Source organism: Gordonia tangerina, assembly GCF_021556435.1.
Taxonomy (GTDB): domain Bacteria; phylum Actinomycetota; class Actinomycetes; order Mycobacteriales; family Mycobacteriaceae; genus Gordonia; species Gordonia tangerina.
Window position 1 is genome coordinate 1 of the sequence record NZ_JAKGCU010000038.1, and the last position, 19,834, is coordinate 19,834.

The window sequence follows — 19,834 nt, forward strand, 5'->3', positions numbered from 1 at the left end:
TCGCGCTTCACATGCCATCCGGGTGGCCCGGTCCTTGAGTTCCTCACTGTACTTGCGTGGTGCTGCCATGCTCTCCATCCTTCACAGGTTCGAGAGCCTCCGACAGACCCGGGGCGGTTCAGTCGATGCCGTGGTGGGTACCAGCTGTCGTGTTGGGGGTGGTGAGCGCGGCTGTTGCCTACTCCATGGGTATTGCCGCCGGCCGACGCCTGGGGTCGCGGGTGATGAGTTTCGTCGGACTGTCCGAAGTGCTGTTCGCAGTCGCCTTCGCCTGGGCAGCACTCGCCGAACTACCCACCGCTGTGCAACTCGTCGGTGGTGTGTTGATCGTCGTCGGCGTGATTGTCGTGCGGTCCGGCGAAGCATCTACCCGAGGCGAAGAGCCGGTGATCTGACGAGGCAGGCAACGCCATCGGGGACCACCGACTGAGACAACTGTCCCAGATCTCGCACTGCGACGGCGCACACCAGATCACTGACAGCAATTGAGTTCACCACCGCACATTCCAGGTGAACAGTCGTGATTCCCCTGTCCGCCAAACGGTTCCGAGATATCCTGGCATCCACTTGTTCAGGGGGTGCACGGGTGAAGACAATGTACTCGCGGTTCGATTACATCGACGCCGCGCGCGATTCGGGGGAACGTTTCGCCGAGTTGGTGCGGACCGTCGCCGAACCCGACGCCCGCCTCACGAGTACCCCGGGATGGACCGTGGTCGACTGCCTCGGCCACGTGGCCGCCACGCCGGGCCGCTACCTCGAACTGATCGAGGGCACGGGTTCGTGGCCGCACCGGCCCAAGGACCTACCCGATTTCAACGCCAAGCAGATAGCGAACATGTCAACCCGGGACATCCATCGGCTGACCGAGCGTTTCCTCGACGACCTGGACCGCCTCCTCTACGCCGTGTCACATTTCGGCGCCCGGGTACCGGTGATGAACTTCGATGCGGATTCACGGGTTCGGTCCGACGCGGCACTGGGCATCCTGATCGGCGAGTTCCTCATCCACGGTCACGACGTGGCCACCGCCGTCGGCGCGTCGTGGCAGATCGACCCGAAGGTGGCGCCCCTCGTGGCGCGCGGGCGCCATCAGGTGCTGCCTCGGTGGCTGGTGGAGTCATCGTGCGGCGGACATTCGGCGACCTATGACATCCGCCTCCGCGGGTGCGACGAAAGGTATGTCTACGAGTTCACCGACGGCCGACTCGTGATCGACCCACCGCAGTCGCGCCATCCCGACGTGCACATCAGTGTCGACCCGGTGGTAGCCATGCTGGCGGCGTACGGACGGATGTCGCCGACGTGGGCGGCCGTGACCGGCCGGGCGTTCGCCTGGGGCGCGCGCCCGTGGCTGGCCGCCGGCCTCTGCCGCCGCTTCGCACCGGCGTGATCAGATCCTTCGCCGATAGGCATCATTCCGCGATCAGGTCGATTCACTGATCATGACGGCAACGGTTTCGGGTTCGAGCGCGGCGAACACGTGCTCGACATCGCCCGCATACGACACGTAGTCACCCGCGGCCAGTTCCACCTCGCTGCCGGTGGGCCCGACTTTCGCTCTACCGCTACTGATCACCACCAGTTCCACCACGCCGCGGGCGTGCGGCGCGGAGATTCTCGGCTCACCCGGCTGCGCACGGATCAGATACAGGTCGCGCCGCGTTCCGGGCCGTGCTGTTGACAGCAGGGTCGCCGAGTAGTCGGCTGCGGCAGCCGGGATGAGTGGACCGTCGCCGAATCGAATCACCTCCACCGACCGGGTCGGTGTGTCCAACAATGCCGAGAACTGCACTCCCAGCGCCGTCGAGAGTGCCCAGAGCGTCTCTACACTCGGGTTCCCCTCGCCGGTCTCCAGCTGCGACAGGGTCGACTTCCCGATCCGGGCGCGCCGAGCCAGTTCGCCGATCGACAATCCCGCCCGGGTCCGTTCCCGCTTGAGCGCGGCAGCAACGACGCGTTTGGGATCCGACGGAGCAACATCCGTCGGATCGTTCGATTCATAGGACGATCGTCCATCTTGACGAACACCTGGCATAGGTCCACTATAGTGGACATGCGTTCGCTTCGGAGAACACTTGATCGTGCCACTGTTCGCACAGTGCTCGTCATGAGCATGTCCGTGCTGGTCATCGGCGCGTCGTATGGCGTCACCGCCCACTCCGCAGGCCTGGATTGGTGGCAGATCGTCGTCATTGCGACTGTGGTCCTCGCCGGCTCCTCGGAGTTCGTGTTCGTCGGCATCATCGCGGTGGGCGGTGCGCCCCTACTCGCCGCGCTCGCCGGTCTGGTGGTCAACACACGCAATTTCGGCTACGGACTGTCGATGGGGCGATTCCTTCCACGCGGATGGCCGACAGCGCTCGCCGCCCACCTGATCAACGATGAGACCGCCGCGGTCACGGCCGTCGAAACCGATCAGCGGCGGGCTCGCGCCGCCTTCCTTCTCTGCGGCGCCGGAGTGCTGGTCAGCTGGCCACTCGGGTCGGCCATCGGGGTCGCGATCGGCGAGATCGTCGCGGACCCGGCGTCACTCGGTCTCGACGCAGCCTTCCCCGCACTGCTCGCCACACTCGCCATCCCCGCACTGCGCGAACGAAAAACGCTGTGCGCCGCCCTTGTCGGCGGAGCAGCAGCCGTGGCGGCGACACCGCTCCTACCGGCCGGGGTGCCCATCCTGTGCGCCTTGGCCGGTCTGGCCGTGATCGCACGCGACTCCGGAGACAGACGTGGCACCCCGGCCGCCCAGGGCACCCCCGTCGACCATCAACGGCAGGAGTACGCACCATGAGCACCATCGACCTGCTGGCCGGAGCGGCACTGCTCGCTGTCGGTACGTACCTCATCCGGGTGGCCGGACCGGCGTTACGCAACCGCTACGAGGTGAGCCCGACCGCGGCCGCGTTGCTCGACCGGGCGGCGATCCTGCTGCTCGTCGGCGTCGCGGTGACGGGCGCGGTGTTCGCCGGTCAGGAGTTCGCCGGCTGGGCCCGTCCGGCCGGAGTGGCCGTCGGCGTGGTCGCAGCAGTCTGCCGGGCACCCCTGATGATCGTGATCCTGCTCGCGGCCGGCGTCACGGCCGGCATGCGAGCACTCGGCGTCGCGTGATCTCTCGCGAAGCCGAACCGGCAGATCGGTCGGCCTCACGGTCCGGATGACGCTGGTGCCCCGCGGTCTACCGAGCTCCCGCGCCGCTCCGGCTACCCGCAGTGGCAGCGCCGCGGCCACCACGGCGGGCGGTGCCACCACGCCGCCGCTGGCCGTCACTCGGGCGACGCGCGCCCTGCCCACGTCCTCGTCCGCCATTGCCGCGCTGGCCACGGGGTGCGGCGTTACGGGGCGGATTCTGCACGGGCTTGGGTTGCGGCGCCACGAACTCGGCGCGGGGGCCGATGAGATCGTCGACCTCGACGGAGGCCGCATCGACGCGGGTCGGCGCCACCTTGATGTTTGCCTTACGCAGCAGTCCCGCGACGTCGCGGCGCTGATCCGGCAGGCAGACGGTGACCACGTCGCCACTGCTGCCCGCGCGTGCGGTACGTCCCGAACGGTGCAGGTAGGCCTTGTGCTCGGCGGGCGGGTCGACGTGCACCACGAGTTCCACACCGTCGACGTGCACGCCACGCGCCGCGACGTCGGTGGCCACCAACACGCGCACCCCGTCGCCACCGAAGGCCTTGAGGTTCCGGTCGCGTTGGGCCTGGCTGAGGTTGCCATGCAGGTCGACGGCCGGGATTCCGCCGTCGGTGAGCTTCTTGGCCAGCTTCTTGGCCTGATGCTTGGTGCGGGTGAACAGGATTCGACGCCCGCGCCCGGAGGCGAGCTCGCGCACAAGATCGTTCTTGGCGCCCGGGTCGACCTCGAAGACGTGGTGGGTCATCTGAACCGGAGCCGTGGTCTCCTCGGTGGAATGCACAGTCGGCTTGCTCAGGAAGCGCTTGGCGACCTTGTCGACCCCGTTGTCGAGCGTGGCGGTGAACAGCATGCGCTGCCCGTCGCGCGGGGTGGCGGCAAGAATGCGCGTGACACCGGGAAGGAAGCCGAGATCGGCCATGTGATCCGCCTCGTCGAGCACGGTGATCTCGACATCGTCGAGTCGCACGATGCCCTGGCCCATCAGGTCTTCGAGCCGACCGGGGCACGCGACCACAATGTCGACCCCACGGCGAAACGCCTCCTCCTGCCGATTCTGGCGGACGCCACCGAAGACGGTGGTCACGGTCAGGTTCAGCGCTTTGGCCAACGGGGTGAGCACCGCGGCGATCTGGGTCGCGAGTTCGCGGGTGGGCGCCAGCACCAGGCCGGTGGGTGCGCCCGGTCGTCGGGTGACCTCCATCTCGGCCAACCCGGCGACCATCGGGATGGCGAATGCGAGGGTCTTACCGGAGCCGGTCTTGCCGGAACCGATCACATCGTTGCCGGCCAGGGTGTCGCCGAGGGTCTCGGCCTGGATCGGGAACGGCTCGGTCTTGCCCTCGGCAGCGAGGACACGGACGAGTTCGGCAGGTACGCCGAGTGAAGCAAAAGTAGTGGACAAGGTCCGTCTTTCTCTGTGGACACCGAGCAGCGTCAGACCGCGGGTCGGGGTCGGATGGCGAAGACGCATCTGTGCGTGTTCGTTCGCCGTATGAAGTCAAAGAGCAGGCGCTTGAAGCCTGTCGAAGAAGCGTTCTACGACGCGTTGACCGCACCTGATCGGTGCATCAATGAGACCAGGCTACGCGAGGCCCGTCGACCCGGCCAAATCATCGTGATGCGCGTCATGCCTGTTGCTCCTGGTGACATGCGCGGCAGCCGAAATGACGTTGACACCTCAACCGTCGACGACGACGATGACCCACCGTGTACTCATTCGTGTCGTTGCCCACCGGGTGTGCGGAGGTTGCCGGCGTCGTGCGCGCCGACAACTGACCGCCCTGCCCCGTCGACGTGACTCCGCTCGGACCACGTCGGCAGACGCATGCCTTCACACCCCACGACATGAGGTCATCGATACACATGTATGCACTTACCGAATCCGCTATCCGTTCCTCGCTCGTCAACGCCTCGGTCCGCGAGCGCAAGGCGTTGAGCCTGCCGCTCGATTATACCGAATTGCGTTGGGAGGAAATGGATTTCCTGGGTTGGCGGGATCCAAAACTGCCGCAGGTCGGCTATCTCGTCATTCCACACGACGACACCGACGTCGGAATCATGCTGCGCCTGGGCGGTCGGCAACCACGAACCCGGCCGCAATGCTCGTTCTGCCAAGATGTCCACCTGCCCAACGAAGTGTCGTTTTACAGCGCCAAACTCGCCGGAGCCGCGGGGCGCAAAGGCGACACGGTGGGCATTCTCATGTGTTCGCGGTTCGAGTGTTCGGCGAACGTTCGGACCAGGCCGTCGGCGATCTTCGCCGGCGACGACCCCGAAGCGGTTCGGCAACAGCGAATTGCCACCTTGCGCAGGCACCTGAATGGATTTGCGCGGCGCATCCTGGTGCACTGACCACACTCAGTCGATGTCGACCAGCCGCTGCGGGAAGGCGTAGAAGAACCCCTGGGCGAAGTCGCACCCGGCGCGCACGATCGCCGCAGCCTGCCGAGACGTCTCCACCCCCTCGGCGATCACCGTGATCCCCAACGCGTGCGCGGCGGATGCGATGCCGGTCAACATCTGTTCGGCGCGGTCGGCCTCGTCGGCCGCGCCGTCCTCCATGTCGTCGACAAACGCCTTGGCCGTCTTGATGGTGGTGATGGGCATTTGGTACAGGTCGCTCAAACACATTCCGCCCGTACCGAAGTCATCGATGGCGAGCTGGCATCCGAGGTCGCGGATCGACGTCATCGTCGCCCGGATGCCCGTGCGGTCCCCGGCGGCGAGATCTCGCTCGGAGACCTCCACGCACAAGCGGCCGGGGTCCAATCCGGCGTCACCGAGCGCCAACTGCAGGCGCGGTACGAAGTGACGGTCGGCCAGTTCACGACGAGTGAAGTTCAGACACAACGTCAGTCCCTCGGTCGTCCGCTCGTTCACGACGAATTCACGCATCGTGGTGTCGACGAGGTGCGCTCCGAGTTGTTCGATCAGGTCGGTGCGCCGGGCGATCGTGATGAACTCACCTGGCGACACCTGGCCCAACTCCGGGTGACGCCAACGCATCAGCGCCTCCAGCGCGACCCGCCCGTGGCCGCGTCCGACATCCACGACCGGGTGATAGTCGAAGTACAGCTGGCCGGGGTCGGAGTTCACCGAGTTCCGTAGTTCGTACTCGATCCGTTGCCGCCGCAACCAGTCCGAGCGGTACTGCGGACGAAACGAGGCGTACGGTCGGCCGGCCGAGTTCGTCCTCGCCTCCTGCAAGGCAATCTCGGCGTCGCGCAACATGTCTACCGGTGCGGGATCATCCACCAAATGGCGGGCCACGGCCACCCCAACGGACGCGGTGATCCGTTCGGTTCGCCCGTCGAGCGCAATGGGCTGGTCTACGAGCTCTCGGATGCGCGAGACCTGGTTTTCGAGGCGCGCGCTCAGGTCGTCGCGGATGAGCTCGACCACCACGAAGTCATCGCCACCGAGTCGGCCGATGGCGGCATCGGGGCCCAAGGCGTCCCGCAACCGGCCGCCCACCGCGGTGAGGATGTCGTCGCCGACCGTCCGCCCCAGCGAATCGTTGATCACCCTGAAACCATCGAGATCCACGTAGTACACGCCCACGCAGTCCTGCGGCGCCGAACGCGTCGCCAAGTGATCGCCGATGGCGGCGAGTGTGCCTGCGCGGTTCAGCAGATCCGTCAGGTCATCGTGAAACGCCCGCCATTCAAATCGACTCACGTCCCACTCGAGTCGAGCGGTTTCCTGGTGGCGTTCGGTGATATCGGTGAACGTGACCACCGCCGCGAGCGCCCCGTCGTGCGCGATCTGGCGGCCGCTGCACGACAGCCAGCGCCGTCCCTGCGGCGCGATGATCGTGGCGATGTGATCGTCGAAAGGTTCCCCGGCCTGCACGCACCGGAGGATCGGTGACATCTCGGTGGCGGCGAAGTCGAGGCCGACATCGTCGATTCGCGCCCTCGTGATGTCAGATCCCAGATCCAACACGCTGCGCGCGGCCGCGTTGGCGATCTCGACGCATCCATCAGCGCCGATAACGATCACCGGTTGCGCCATGGATGCGACCACGAGCATCGCTCGGCGCCCGGCCTGCTCGTCACCCTGACCTGTATGGTCACCCCCACGGTCTGCCATCCAAGATCACGCCCCTCTGGGCGGTGACGCCAACGAGGCGACGCACTGCCTGCACGTCGAACTCATCAACGAACTTCCGGCGCGGGGCACTAATTCACACAGCACACCGGAGAATATACGTCGCTCGCGGCGGAGCGGATCGACGATCGGCCAGGCGTGAGTACCCTCACCGCACTCGACACCGAAATGCTCCAGACAAAAGCGCCCGACGCAAAGCCGCCGTCGACATTGTGTCGGCGGCGGCGCTGTGCCGGGTGCTTCCAAGGCGGATTCTGTGGAGCTAAGGGGAATCGAACCCCTGTCATCTCCTGGCGATATGCGCGCTGAACAGGCGATACAGCACTTGGCGTTGCTCGGGTGGCGATGGCACGTCCTGGGGAAATGTCCGCGCGTGTTGCCATTGGCAACAGTGGGACGCCCGACCAACTGTGATCGACTAGCCGTGATTCACTTCTGCAGATACTCCGCTTCCCAAGCTGAATACGCGGGTTCGATTCCCGTCATCGGCTCAGGTCAGACACCGTTTCATCACAAAACTTACTCTTATCATTACTCCTACGGGACACAAACAAAAAACGCCCCGACCCCAAGGTTGGGATCGGGGCGCTCTTTGGCCCGTCAGTCGATGTGCTCCAGGTTGGCGAACAGCCCGAGTGCAGTATCTCCAGGGTTCCCATCGCCGGATGGGACGTGAGTCGTCTCCACCCAACACATACCGCCGACCTCATGGTTGAAGATGCCGGTGATATGTCCAGCCCACCCGTAGCGCGTGTTGATAACCCGGTCTCCGACCTTGAAGTCAGGCATCGCCGACCTCCACATCCCATTCCGGTGCGGCATTCCCCCATGAGCCGATCGCTTCGGCCACTTCGTCGGGGTCGAGGACTTCGAGTTCCGGGGCGAATCGGGGATCGGCCACACGGTCGCCAATCCAGTAGCCGTCAGGTGCGGTCATGCCCCCAAGTTTACTTCTGGTGTGTGTCTTCGAGGGTCCACCACACGAGGGTTAACGACACAGCGAGTAGCGCGAGTACGTCGAGGACGTCAGCGGTCGTCACGGTCATTGGACGCACCAACGGTCGTTATGGTTCCCGGAACCATAACTTATGCATAACTCGCGTCATAAACGACGAAAGCGCCCCGCGTCGGACCAGTCGGGGGTTGGTCCGCGCGGGGCGCTGTCAGGTGTATCGGTGTCGACGGCCAGGGTGTTACAGGGACAGGTTAAGAGAGGGAAGGTCGATCCATCCGGCGATCATTCCGATGCCGAACCAGATGCCGTGAGCAATGGCGAACGGGTCCACAAGGTCACCTCCCCTCGAAGGGTTTCAGTCAGACGATCCGCCCGGAAATCTCAGGGTTATGGGCGGGGGTCAGAGAGTCAGCCGGGAGGCGTCGATCCCTGCCGCCATCAGCGTGTGCATCGCCCCGGACGGGTGCGTGCCGTCGCCGGTCGCATAGTTCGCCGTTCCGGTCACCTTCCACAAGCCCGAGTTGCGGGCACTCTCTGCCTGGTCGGCCACCTCGAAGTACCCCGTCAGCGGGTGATCGGGCTGGCCCGCCAACAGTGCGCCCGCCGTGCCCACGGCCACCGCTGCGAGCGTGGATGGATTGAGTGGCGCACCGGCCCGCAACCAGTCATTGACGCTGTTGCGGACGCCGGTCTGGGCGGCAGCGGTCTGATTGGCGGTCGTCGCCCACGAATCGGTGCTACTGGACTTCGGGGTGATCGTCGTCTGGAACACACTGATCCCGCGCTGCGCGAGGGCCGTCCACAACTTGAGAGCGTTCGTCTGCCAGGTCGCCAACGAGTTCCCGTTGTTGAAGATGTCGTTGACCCCGTACTGGCAGATCGCGTGCGAGACGTGATCGAGTCCCACCGCCCGGCCCCCGCCTTCGTCGGCGGTGTGCCACATGCTCATCGTCTCGCCCTGTTGCGGCAGCCACACGTACCCGAGGTTCAGTGGCTCCAAGGCGCGCACAATGAATCCCCGGTCGGCGTTGTCGGCCTGCGACGCCGCGATGCTGTCACCGATGATGGCAACGGTCGGGGCGGGGGTGGCGACCTCGCCGAGGATCATCGCGGGCGAATACACCCACACGAACGACTGGGACACCGCTGTCGTGCTGGGCAATGTCAGGTCCGATCCCACGGTGACACCCTCGCCGAGACCGGCTTGCGGGCCGGTGTTGGTGGTCAGGCCACGCGGCCATTTCATTCCCGCCGACGCCACCGATACGTGGGTGCGGGTGTAGATGCGGTCACCCTTCTTGAACGTGCCCTGCACGGTGAAATACCCATGCCCGCCCGGTTCGATGGTCATCGACCGCGCCCCGGTGGTCGTCCAGCCGCGTTTGCGCTTGCCGGAGGCGTCCTCCACATCACACTTCACGGTGATCGCGTTGTCGCCATCCACCGGGGACACTGCGTTTGCGTTCGACGTGATGTTGCCGTAGTAGACCCGCAGGTTGAAGCAGTCGGCGGTGATGACATGGGTGACGCGGCTGGTCTCCTGGGTGGCCGAGCCGTCCGACTTGGCCCGCATGTAGGTCAACGCGGTACGGGTAGCGACCGGGACGTGAGTGCCGCGCTGCGCCGAGCCGCCGACGCGGGCGTATGCGCCGCTGAGGTTGCCCATCACCTCGTCGGGCAGGTTGCCGTCGTCGTCAATTCCGACAGGTACGTAGGCCATGGGTCATGCTCCAATCAGGAAGGTGCCGGGACGTTCGGGGTTCTCGGTGATACCACCACCGGAGATGATGAAGGTTCCGGGGCGTTCGGGGTCTTCGGTGAGCGTTCCGCCACCGCCGGGGGCGTAGTCCTCCAACCGCACATAAGAGGCTGTAGCTTCCGCTTCGGTGATGAAGTCTGCGGTGCCCGCAGCAACCCGCGCGTCCACCGCATCCCGCGTAGCTCCTGACGTGACGAATCCCGCCACCGTCTCATTCGTCGTTGGGGTGATCCCCTGCTCATCGACGTAGTCGGCCACCACCTGCGCCAACCGTTGCGCCGACGTCTGTGGAGGGATCGCCAGGTTCGCGGCAATCAACCCCCACAACTCACCCCCACCCTCAGGGACGTCGAAGTCGACCGACTTTGCGCCCGCCAGGCCGGCAACCGACCACGGACCCTCCGCCAAATCCAGGGTCACCAACTCGTCATGAGCGCATTTTTTGTTGTGGATCTTTGGGTACACGATCGAGTCGTCGGCCGGGTTTTGGAACGTGGAACGTGGCCGGAACCGCAAATCCTTTGTTCCCGTGATCGACGGGTAGCCGTCACTGATTTTGAATGTCACATCAGGCATTACTGTCCCCCTTTCAGGGCATGACAAACACCCCCAACCAGGGTGGGTGGGGGTGGACGGTATTCAGTTATGGGGAAATTTCAGAGGCGCGTCATGGTCCTGCGAATCCGACTTCGGACACCACGACCGGATCGGGGGTCGGGTTGTCTTCGGTTGGTTCACCGGGTTGGGTGCCGACGACGCGAATCCAGTTGGCGGGTAAACCTGAGTCGCCTCCTGAGCCGCGCGTCACAGTGAAGGTGACGTCGGGTAGCTCAGGCAGGGTGAAGGTGGTCATGATGCAACCTTTCGGCCGGTGAATGATGCGGATGGGCTGCCGGAGACGCCGCTGATCGCCGACACGCCCCCCACCATGTAGTAGGTGCTGGAATCGCCGCCTGCGGTTGCGGGTGTGAGTGGCCAGGATGCTGACACACCGGGTCGCACTACCTGACCGGCCGCGAGGTACACGGTGGTGGGTACGCCCGACATGATCGGACCGGCTATCGCGGTGCCATCGACGTACAGCACCCACAACGTTGGCCGGTACGCATCAGCGGTGCGGTGGTAGCTGCGTACGGACCCCACACTCGTTGTGCTGGCATCGCTGGAGTCGTCCCGATTGATCGACGATGCCGAAATCTCATACCACCCCGACTCCGTGATGGTGACCTGCCCCGTCCCCAGATCGGTGACGGTGACAGCCGACGCCAAATCCTCTACTGTGTAGAACCCGGACGGCATCACCGACTGCCCGCCCGCACCCACAGACAGACCCACCTCGTCGCCCGACCCACGACGCAGACGCCACGACGCCGCCGTCACACCAGCACCCGCCGGAACCCAATCCGACATGGCGAACGACGCCATGCGGAAACTGTCGACGGTGAGGAACGCTTGCGTGCCGCGCTGCTGCAAGAATCCAGCCCGCCTGTAGCTGGCACCTTGCGCGACCGTCGCACCAGTATCGGTGACTGATACTCGCGTGATGCCGTTGACCTGCACAAAGTAGTTATCTCCTGACGCCCGAAACCGGATGATGTCGCCCTGGCCGATACCGATCGACTGTGTTGTGAATGGGGTGTACGTCCATGACGACCCGCTGCGCGTGAACTTGCCGACCATCACTGACTCGCGGTCGACAAGGCAGTAGGCGCCCGTCGTCATGTCCGAGTTGCAGCGCAAACACAACCCGGTGTCGTATCCCGGCGCCAACGGTGGCCGATCACCGAGCACTGTCGACACCGATTGCGTGTCAGTCACATACGAATACGCAGACAGCTTGTGATACACACCGTTCGCCGACCCTGACTGGATACCCACATAGCCGTCGTCGCCGCGGATCACGATCTGACTTGACCCTGTAGGCCAATCAGTGCCACTCAGGGCCGCGCCATCGCTACCGGCGAAAATGGTGGACCACGAGAATCCGCCCTCCGGGGTGGACTCGGTAATGTCCTGCAACTGTTGCTGCGCAGCCATCGCCGTTTTCTGCGCCGCATCCGCAATCCCGAAAATGCTGGCGATGGTGTCGAAGGCGTCAGCAATCGCGCCTGATCCGCCCGCACTGCCACCTGTCGTGGCCGAGTTGATGTTCTCGGCAAGGGTGGCTGTGTTTGCTTCTGCAGCAGTGGCCGCGGAGTGCGCTGTGACTGCGGTGTCGTTCAGGTTTCCCACATCGGCGATGATGTCCGCCAACGTGCCACCCACCACCGGAATACCCCGAATCGCCTGCAAAATCGCATCGACCAGTGAGTGCACGAAATCCTGGACAGTGTTGACCAGACCAGCAAGACTGCCCATGAACGAGTCGATCGCCTGCAACACAGGGTCATCGCCCTCATAGTTGCCCATCATGGCGTCTCGAATGTCGATCAGGACACCCACCAGGGGGAGTCCGTCGAAGAAATCGGTCACCAACTCGTGCAGATCGTCGGGGCCTTGGATGGCGGCCGGGTCGGACTGCGCGACGTTCTGCGCGAACCCCGCGAACAAGTCCACAACAAACCCGAGCGGACCGGCCACATCGGCAGGGTTTCCGGCAGAGGTACCGTTCACCACCGACGGAAACCTGGATGCGGCAAGAGACTTGAACTTGGCCTTCGACTGGTCCTGCAACGCGGACCCGAGTTGCGACGGTGCACTCACACCCTGCGGCAAATCGGCAGGTGTTGTGGACTCGAATGGCATGTTGGGCAGGGTCACTTGAGTCCCTCCACGATACTGCGTGCGTGTTCGATGTAGGTTCGGCCACCGTTCCCGGCCATACGCTCCACCCCGTACGACGTGTGCCGACCTCCCACCAGGTACCGGTGTAGCCAGTCCAGGGTGTAGCCGGCGTTCCACCACTGCGACGGGAGTGGCTGCCGCAGTCCGGTGACACGATCGGCGATCATGCGCAAACCGTTGTTACCTGGCAATGCTGAGATCGGATCATCGGGGATGGACAGCGAATAGCATTGCATCGCATCAATGAATCGTTCCCCGGCGATGCCCCAGTTGTTGGGGTTGACCCCTTTGTTCGCTACTTGGCGGCGGTGCCGTTTCGGGTCGGCGATGAGCACGACGCCGCGGCAGTGTTTCGGCCGGTCGTACTGCACGAAATCCCCGGCAGCAGCAGCACCCAAGCTGTAACCGACCAGGATGTACGGTGCCCCATCCTGATCCACAACGGCCAACTGTCGGCGCGCATCCGACACCGACTCCGCATACGACCGCAACCCAATCGGCCGAATCTCCGCCGTATACGCCAGATCATCACCCTCGATAGACGACAGCATGTTCGGGCCACCAAGGGATTCGCCAGTGCCGCGCAGCTTGACAACCCTCACGCCCGCACCCGCCGACGATCACGCGACTGCTCACGCAACAACGACACCAACATCGGCAGATACGCGACAGCACCCAACGTGTAAATCGCAAACCGAATCTGCTGCCGAAACGGGTAATCCAAATCCCACCACAACGACAACGCAATGTGATCCAACACCGCCGACAACACCAAACACTTCGCCAGATAGATTTTCCCGATCTCGTTCTTCCACCAGATCGAACGGAACAAGTACAGGAGGGTGAACACGTTGACCAGCAACGCCACGAAAAGCAAGGAAATGTTCGCCGCCAGACGGTAATCCAACTCCACAAACAAATCCAACACGAACGCGAAGCACACCATCACCGCAGCAACAGCAGTCACCCCCACGATCGGTTCCTGAGTCTTCAACCAGTGAGCTACACGGCAAATCATCGGCCACCCCACGCATCCTGCAACAGCGCAGTCCACCCGTTCTCCTCCAGATGCCACCGCAACTTCTTCACCGTCTTCATCGACTCGCTGATCGTCGTCTCCACATGCTGGCGCTGCATCGCAGACTGCAACCGTTCCGCCCGCGCCAACTCTGCCTCCGACTGCGCATCCTGAATCGCCTGAGCGGCCTGCGACTTCACCACATCCATCTCACGCTGCCACGGCCACTTCATCGCGCCTCCCGATCCGCGGAAGACTGACGAATCGAATCCAAAATGTGGGTCTGCAGCTTGCCCGCCACATCCCACTCAGAGATCGTGCGCGTCAGATTTTGGATGGCCACCTTGTCGTCGCGACGTCCCTCACTGAGTTCCGAGATCGTCTGATTCTTCGACGCCACCACTTCAGTGTTGGAATCCCGGAGGGTTTGGATGGTTTCGCGGTGAAACTTCCCTGGAACCCACCACTCCTGTTTCAACCCCCACAGGGCGATCCCCACCACGACGATGAGGAATCCGACAACCCCGACGGAGTTCCACACGTCGGGGCTGAGGGGCAAGCTCATGATTTGCGGTGACGCCCGATGTAGCCCTCGACGGTCTTACTCACAACGTCGAGGACCTGGGCAGGTTGCTCACCGAACCGCTTCTCAATCTCCGCCCGCGCCTGCGCCACCGCATCATCGACACGGCCACTCACATCCGACACCGCGGCATCCACATTCTCGGTGATGATGTCCGGCACCTTCACCTGCGGAGTGACCTTCGACCGCGCCACCTCCGTCAACGGCACACCCATCACCACCGCAATAGCGGGAATGATCAGCAAGTCCGCCAAATCCTTGTTCAACACACCACGAGTCACGAAATAGCCGACCACCGCGACGATGACCGAATACAGGACGAGGCGGACAGGTTCATACGCCCACAACTTCTTCAATATGCTCATATCAGGCTGCCTTTCCGGTGAGTTCGACCTTCACGCCGGTCGGCACGTAGGTCAGGGTTCCGTGCTCGAATCGCTGCACGATGTTGTCCGATCCCTTGACGGGCTCCTCGTTGGAGACGGGATAACCGAGAGGGGATTCCTCCCACCCCATCGCCTTGTACTGGTCGCCGATCGCCCCGTGCACGTAGAAGCCTTGTGTGGCTCCATCCTTGCGGAGTAAGGTGCCGTGCTCGAAAGCCTGAACTGCCCCCTCGGGGAGTTTGGTGTACGGGCGCGTCGGGTATCCGAGAGGGCCACGCTCCCACTGATAGTCGGCCCCCCAAGTCTCAAACAGGCCACCGTGCGGGATGACGTAGGCGGCCTTCGACCCGTTCTTCCAGTAGATGTGCGCGCCGGTGAACTCGGCCCATGCTCCATCCTTCAGCTTGTTCTCGCCCTTGGTGATCCGATCGCCCACCCACGGTGTGGCTGCCGCGGCGGCGTCGATGAGGTTCGGTACCACCGGCGCCGCACCGGCCGTGAGTGCACGCTTAATCAGCTCGTCGAAGGGGAAGCCCATGCCGGGGTCAGTGTGTCCGCCACCGCGATTTCCGAAGTCCATGTGCCCGACGACGCCAGAAGACTTGATTGGCCACCCGCTCTTGCCGCGGTCACCGCCGTACACGAGGGGGATGCCGTACTGCTGGTGGGCGGCAGCCAACGCCTTCGCGGCGCGGGTAATCGCAAGGTCCTCACTTAGGTTGTCGCCCGAATCATCTACGGCGTCAAGCCACTGGCCGCGTGACCACTGGGCGAACGATCCGGCGATGCAGACGTGGATGCCGAGGTTGTTGGCGTCGGCTGCCGCCCACGGCCCCTCGCTGATCGGGACGATCTCGACGGTGTCTTTGCCGTCGATCGACAGGTTGTAGGCGACCGGGTTGCCGGTTGTTGCGGTGCCGTTGCAGAAGTTGGCGAGGTTGACGGCGGTCGACTTGGCCTGCTGGGTGTGCACCACGAAATACGGGGTCTTCGCACGCGGGCCATTCGAGTTGCCGATGCCGACGCTGGTGGCGTTGTAGCCGTGCATGACTTTGGTGATGCCGTAATCCGGCATGACGGAACCTCCGGTATTGAGTCGGTCGTAGAGTGCCGATGCTTCAGCGAACCGCTGGTCATAGCGGTCAGGGAAAGAGCTGCGCTGCACCGCCTGCGCATACGATCCCGGCGAATTCGAACCGTTGTAGTCGATACGCGTCAACGCCTCATAGAACAAGCGTGCCGAGGTGGCCGGGTCCATCAGGTCGATACCATCGCCTCGTCCCCACCATTGGGGCTGCTGCTGAAACAGGCCAACCGATTTCGAGTCCGACCCGATCGCGTCGTACGGGACAGTGAGTGACCCAGGTACGGCACGGTTGGCGTAATTCTTCAAGTTCGTCTCGACCAACGCTGTGGCCAGAGCGATCTTGATGCCACGCACACTCACACCCATGTCATGCCCGACCTGAATGATGGTGCGGGCGTAATCGTCAGAAGACATTGGTTTTCCTACCCGTGTGTGATGGTGCCGCGGAGTTTCGCGGGAATCTTCTTCGGCATCTTCGGAGCCCGACGTATCAAACGTGACTCCTGCGGGGTGGTGTGGTCCGGCTGTGGTTGCACCTCAGCCGCTTCCGCTTCCTCACGCATCCGTTCCTTCTGAAAACCAGGAATCTCCGACAGTTTCGCCGTCAACACATCTTCATCCACGTCATCCCCGACACGAACACCCAACTCGTCGAGAGCTTCCGCCACAGGCCGGACAATGGTGACCGGTGCTGTTCCGCCGGCAGCGGCGAACGCCAACAACAGGACCGCCGACATTTGGTCTACGCGAGCCTTCTTATCGTCTGTCATGCCAAACCAATCTCTTGCAGAGCGCTCATCGTCGTGCCCACCAGATTCACCAGCCGGTCCACAGCGTCCTGTTTGGCGCGTTTGTCGCCGAACTTCGCCGTCCACACCGCCGGAGCCCCACCACCCAACGGGACGGACAGTTCACGGCAACGGCACACAAACACCCGGGCACCCAAGTATTTGACGGTCGCCCCCACCCGATCCCCCAACCACCAATGCCCTTGCCCGTTATCGCCGATCAACCACGGCGCACCCGACGTCACGTTGAACGTGAATGACATGTCGGGGTCGGTTTCACGTCGCCGTTTCCGCAAATCCATGATCGCCGCCGGCGTGTACGCCTGCGTCACACCAGTAGCGGCGGTTTCCAGCCAATGCCCCCACCCCTGCTCGGCGGCCCGCTGCAGCAACGGCACAGACATGTAAGCGAGGATGCTGTCCTGCAGGATGGGCATGAGGAACGCATTCAGGATGTTGCCCAGGCTGCCCACACCGTACCCGGAGACGTTCAGGTTATCTCCCAAAACATCGCCCGCATAGCCGATTACAGCTTCCAGCAGTTCGTCAACACCGGGCATGGACTGTCCGCCCGCCGTGATGCGGCACGGCCCACCAGCGCCGCGGGTCATCTCCAGATCGGTGAGACCCGACAGGCTGCCATCCCGGTACACCGCGTACGGGCGAGGCGGTTGGGTGGATAGGAACCCTGGTATCCGATACCCCGACACATCCACCGGCTCACCGGTGAGGAGGTCGTAGGAGTCCTCCACATAGTTGGAGGTCACCCCCGCGATCGTGCGCGATAGACCGGTGGCGAGGTTGCCACCAATCGACGTACCTGACCGCCACCCCGACTTGTCGATGATGTCGACGAACAAAGTTCCGTTCCGCCAACTCGTGCCCGCTCCGGGAAATGGTTCAGGATCACCCGTGAGGAACCGTCGCGGGTACACCATCAGTTCGGCGTCCTCAAGGATCGGGGCCATCACATCCAGCCACGACTGCTTGATCGTCCCCGTGATAATCGTCGTCGGAGCCACAGAGGTGCCGATGGGTTTCGGGACAGGCACAATTTGGGCGTCCGCCCACAACCCGCCCGACCACGTTGATGGGTCGAGGATGTCCAGGTTCATGTTGAAGTTGGTGCCCTGCAGGCGGAACACATTCATGCCCAGTGTTGCCAGCCCACCCCAGTCGGCTGGGGCGAACAGGAACTGCACCTTCGGCTGCTGAATCAGGCTGACGGGCAGGAACGGGGCTGCCGCCATATGGACGTGCTTGAGTTCCTGCATGTCGTCCAAAAACTCGAGCCGAACCGAGTCCCCATCCTTACGGGACCGGCGTATCGTGACACCAGTTTTGGCGTCCGCCCTACCCCCGACACGTGCACCGTCCTTCTCCACGATGATGTGGATGTTGGAGGTGTCGCGGCCTTCTTTGTCCAACGCCCAGTGCGCGAGGAACGTGGAGCGGTGGTCTTCCATCTCCCGCGCCCACAACGTGAAATCGTCAATATCGTCACCGGTGTAGGGGGATCGTTTGGATTCGGCGATCGGCAACTCGATTTGGATGGAACCTGGCTCGTTCTCTTTCAGGTTCATCGCACCATCACGGCGGCCGTGGGCGGTGCCCCGAAAGTTCCAGTCCCCGTCATACAGCATCACGCGGGCGGGCCGGGAGATCCGCTCAATGCGGGTTTCACGAACCTCACGAGCCCACTGCGCGAACTCGTCAATATCGCTGCCTTCATAGGCGACAACGACACTCACTCTAGGCCGTACCGATCGCGCTTGACGTGACATGACCTGCACAATGCGTCGTAACGGTGCGGGTCAGGCGAATACGGGACAGGGGGCTTACTAGCCCATAGGCCCACTCCTTGATGCATTAAGGGCGAAGGGTCTGAGTGGTCGTACGCCCACGCATGTGCCCGTTTCCCGCACGGGCACAGGTAGTTCTTCGCTGCGCCGTACGTAGCTCTCACGCGTTGATGCGCGGTGCTGTATGCCACATCCCGTCCGCCTGGCCAAGGGAGTTCTCCACTGCGCCCGCCCTCGCCATATCTCCGTCGGGCTTTCTCCTGTAGCACTTCTTTGTTTGCGGCGCGATACTGGCGATTGCGTTCACGGTAGGACTCGGCGTTCCTGAGGTACGTTTGCCGTTTACGGGCTAAAACCTTGTCACGGTTGTCAAACCGATATTGGCGCTGCTGATCTAAAACAGTCTCCCGGTTCGACTTGTAGTACGCCCGCTTGCACTCCTTACACCAGGGCTGAAGTCCGTCCTTACTCTGCCTGTGCGAACCGAAATCCCCACTATCCTTCGTGAGGCCGCAACGCGTACAGAGCTTCTCTGTAATCATTAGTGCAACCCCATCTCTGCCGACCAAAACCGGCGCAACGTGAACTTCACCTGCGCCCCCGCCGGACCATCAATCGTCACCGGCAACATGACCGGATCATCCGCCGAACCCGTATACGGCGGAATCCAATACAACGGTTCCACCGCCCCCATCTCGCCATCACCATTCGACAAATCGGCCTTGACGTAGGGGTCCATCAGCGGATGGGCCATCACCGACCACAACTGGTCGATGTCTTCCATCACGATCATCCGATCGTCGTGGTCACCGGGCGTCCAGGTGGGGTCGATTTCCTGCTCATTCCCGAAACCGAAATCAGGGAACGAAAACGTGGCGGTGCCGTTTGGTTTGAACGCCCACTCCGGCCACGCCTTCTGATCCGTCGGATTCCAGCACGGAATCCACACCGTGTTCTCACCCGCAGATGGGTTGGTGGCCTTCACCTCCAACGATTCCGACTCGTAGTTTGGGTTGAGGGCGACAGCCTCCACCGTGGCCAGCGCGTACCCGTCGAGGTTCCAGTCCCGTTTCGGGTTGACCTTGATCGACTTCGACCGTTTACACTTCAACCACCGCAACCCCGAATACTGCGTTTCGTAATGCCACTCAAACTGGCGCTGCCACAACAACCGCCGCAACCGGGACACTGTCGCCTCAATGCTTCCGCCCTCACTGGCATAGCAGTTGAACGGCAACGTCAACGTCCGAACGGGAACCTCCTCGCCCCCATCAAACCCGCCGTCCATGCCATCAACCTCAATGGTTTTCAACTCCACCTCGGTATCGAACATGCCGTCCGGGTCCTCGTTGAGGCGAATTGCTTCCCACTCCGACGCACTCCCACCCGACACCACCACCGAATCCTCGGAGGTGACGAGAGAGATA

The 19,834-nt window shown here is 63.2% G+C and carries 22 protein-coding genes and 1 pseudogene; 5 read left to right on the forward strand and 18 right to left on the reverse strand.

What is annotated here, in order from left to right; all coding sequences use genetic code 11:
• Nucleotides 1–122 precede the first annotated feature (122 nt).
• Together L1892_RS24970 and L1892_RS23285 are read left to right on the forward strand one after the other, a co-directional pair.
• Nucleotides 123–395, forward strand: a pseudogene (locus L1892_RS24970) (EamA family transporter); the annotation flags it as partial.
• A 200-nt stretch (nt 396–595) separates the two neighbouring features.
• Nucleotides 596–1,393 carry a maleylpyruvate isomerase family mycothiol-dependent enzyme gene (locus L1892_RS23285; RefSeq protein WP_235726209.1) on the forward strand — a complete coding sequence of 266 codons (798 nt, stop codon included), beginning with the start codon at nt 596–598 and terminating at the stop codon, nt 1,391–1,393.
• A gap of 33 nt (nt 1,394–1,426) precedes the next feature.
• On the opposite strand, the gene L1892_RS23290 is transcribed toward L1892_RS23285, so the two are convergent.
• Entirely contained in the window at nt 1,427–2,038 is a 612-nt protein-coding gene (locus tag L1892_RS23290) for a helix-turn-helix domain-containing protein (RefSeq protein ID WP_235726175.1), read from the reverse strand.
• 18 nt (nt 2,039–2,056) lie between these two features.
• Between L1892_RS23290 and L1892_RS23295 the strand changes: the two genes are divergently transcribed.
• Nucleotides 2,057–2,791 carry an AzlC family ABC transporter permease gene (locus L1892_RS23295; RefSeq protein WP_235726176.1) on the forward strand — a complete coding sequence of 245 codons (735 nt, stop codon included), beginning with the start codon at nt 2,057–2,059 and terminating at the stop codon, nt 2,789–2,791.
• Nucleotides 2,788–3,108, forward strand: a complete 321-nt coding sequence (locus L1892_RS23300; protein WP_235726177.1) for an AzlD domain-containing protein — start codon at nt 2,788–2,790, stop codon at nt 3,106–3,108. The genes L1892_RS23295 and L1892_RS23300 overlap by 4 nt, the downstream gene beginning before the upstream one ends.
• 67 nt (nt 3,109–3,175) lie before the next feature.
• On the opposite strand, the gene L1892_RS23305 is transcribed toward L1892_RS23300, so the two are convergent.
• Nucleotides 3,176–4,537 (reverse strand): DEAD/DEAH box helicase, encoded by a 1,362-nt coding sequence (locus L1892_RS23305; protein ID WP_235726178.1) that lies wholly within the window; start codon nt 4,535–4,537, stop codon nt 3,176–3,178.
• A 461-nt stretch (nt 4,538–4,998) separates the two neighbouring features.
• On the opposite strand from L1892_RS23305, the gene L1892_RS23310 reads away from it, so the two are divergent.
• Nucleotides 4,999–5,487: an FBP domain-containing protein gene (locus tag L1892_RS23310; RefSeq protein ID WP_235726179.1), complete on the forward strand. Its 489-nt coding sequence runs from the start codon at nt 4,999–5,001 to the stop codon at nt 5,485–5,487.
• Between the two features lie 6 nt (nt 5,488–5,493).
• Here the strand turns inward: L1892_RS23310 and L1892_RS23315 are convergent, their stop codons facing one another.
• The 16 genes from L1892_RS23315 to L1892_RS23390 all read right to left on the reverse strand — a co-directional run bounded on the left by L1892_RS23315 (nt 5,494) and on the right by L1892_RS23390 (nt 19,806).
• Nucleotides 5,494–7,227 (reverse strand): putative bifunctional diguanylate cyclase/phosphodiesterase, encoded by a 1,734-nt coding sequence (locus L1892_RS23315; RefSeq protein ID WP_235726180.1) that lies wholly within the window; start codon nt 7,225–7,227, stop codon nt 5,494–5,496.
• 618 nt (nt 7,228–7,845) lie between these two features.
• A complete protein-coding gene (locus L1892_RS23320; protein ID WP_235726181.1) occupies nt 7,846–8,034 on the reverse strand; it encodes a hypothetical protein in 189 nt (62 codons plus the stop codon).
• Nucleotides 8,027–8,182 (reverse strand): hypothetical protein, encoded by a 156-nt coding sequence (locus L1892_RS23325; protein WP_235726182.1) that lies wholly within the window; start codon nt 8,180–8,182, stop codon nt 8,027–8,029. The genes L1892_RS23320 and L1892_RS23325 overlap by 8 nt, the downstream gene beginning before the upstream one ends.
• Nucleotides 8,183–8,600: 418 nt before the next feature.
• Nucleotides 8,601–9,920, reverse strand: a complete 1,320-nt coding sequence (locus L1892_RS23330) for an SGNH/GDSL hydrolase family protein (RefSeq protein ID WP_235726183.1) — start codon at nt 9,918–9,920, stop codon at nt 8,601–8,603.
• 3 nt (nt 9,921–9,923) lie between these two features.
• Entirely contained in the window at nt 9,924–10,379 is a 456-nt protein-coding gene (locus L1892_RS23335; RefSeq protein ID WP_235726184.1) for a hypothetical protein, read from the reverse strand.
• A 247-nt stretch (nt 10,380–10,626) separates the two neighbouring features.
• Nucleotides 10,627–10,812 carry a hypothetical protein gene (locus tag L1892_RS23340; RefSeq protein WP_235726185.1) on the reverse strand — a complete coding sequence of 62 codons (186 nt, stop codon included), beginning with the start codon at nt 10,810–10,812 and terminating at the stop codon, nt 10,627–10,629.
• Nucleotides 10,809–12,704 (reverse strand): hypothetical protein, encoded by a 1,896-nt coding sequence (locus L1892_RS23345; RefSeq protein WP_235726186.1) that lies wholly within the window; start codon nt 12,702–12,704, stop codon nt 10,809–10,811. Before L1892_RS23345 ends, L1892_RS23340 begins: the two co-directional genes overlap by 4 nt.
• An 11-nt stretch (nt 12,705–12,715) precedes the next feature.
• Entirely contained in the window at nt 12,716–13,345 is a 630-nt protein-coding gene (locus tag L1892_RS23350; protein ID WP_235726187.1) for an alpha/beta fold hydrolase, read from the reverse strand.
• Nucleotides 13,342–13,773 carry a putative phage holin gene (locus L1892_RS23355; RefSeq protein WP_235726188.1) on the reverse strand — a complete coding sequence of 144 codons (432 nt, stop codon included), beginning with the start codon at nt 13,771–13,773 and terminating at the stop codon, nt 13,342–13,344. Before L1892_RS23355 ends, L1892_RS23350 begins: the two co-directional genes overlap by 4 nt.
• Entirely contained in the window at nt 13,758–13,994 is a 237-nt protein-coding gene (locus tag L1892_RS23360) for a DUF7620 family protein (RefSeq protein ID WP_235726189.1), read from the reverse strand. Before L1892_RS23360 ends, L1892_RS23355 begins: the two co-directional genes overlap by 16 nt.
• Nucleotides 13,991–14,326, reverse strand: coding sequence for a hypothetical protein (locus tag L1892_RS23365; RefSeq protein WP_235726190.1), 336 nt, complete (start codon nt 14,324–14,326; stop codon nt 13,991–13,993). Before L1892_RS23365 ends, L1892_RS23360 begins: the two co-directional genes overlap by 4 nt.
• On the reverse strand, nt 14,323–14,709 hold the full coding sequence (locus tag L1892_RS23370; RefSeq protein WP_235726191.1) for a hypothetical protein: 387 nt from the start codon (nt 14,707–14,709) through the stop codon (nt 14,323–14,325). Before L1892_RS23370 ends, L1892_RS23365 begins: the two co-directional genes overlap by 4 nt.
• Before the next feature lies 1 nt (nt 14,710).
• The gene (locus L1892_RS23375; RefSeq protein WP_235726192.1) at nt 14,711–16,231 is read right to left on the reverse strand and encodes an N-acetylmuramoyl-L-alanine amidase; all 1,521 of its coding nucleotides are present in this window, start codon (nt 16,229–16,231) and stop codon (nt 14,711–14,713) included.
• An 8-nt stretch (nt 16,232–16,239) separates the two neighbouring features.
• Nucleotides 16,240–16,587 (reverse strand): hypothetical protein, encoded by a 348-nt coding sequence (locus tag L1892_RS23380; protein ID WP_235726193.1) that lies wholly within the window; start codon nt 16,585–16,587, stop codon nt 16,240–16,242.
• Nucleotides 16,584–18,356: a Gp37-like protein gene (locus L1892_RS23385; RefSeq protein WP_235726194.1), complete on the reverse strand. Its 1,773-nt coding sequence runs from the start codon at nt 18,354–18,356 to the stop codon at nt 16,584–16,586. Before L1892_RS23385 ends, L1892_RS23380 begins: the two co-directional genes overlap by 4 nt.
• 592 nt (nt 18,357–18,948) lie before the next feature.
• Complete coding sequence (locus L1892_RS23390) at nt 18,949–19,806, reverse strand: hypothetical protein (protein WP_235726195.1); 858 nt, start codon at nt 19,804–19,806, stop codon at nt 18,949–18,951.
• Between the last annotated feature and the right edge of the window lie 28 nt (nt 19,807–19,834).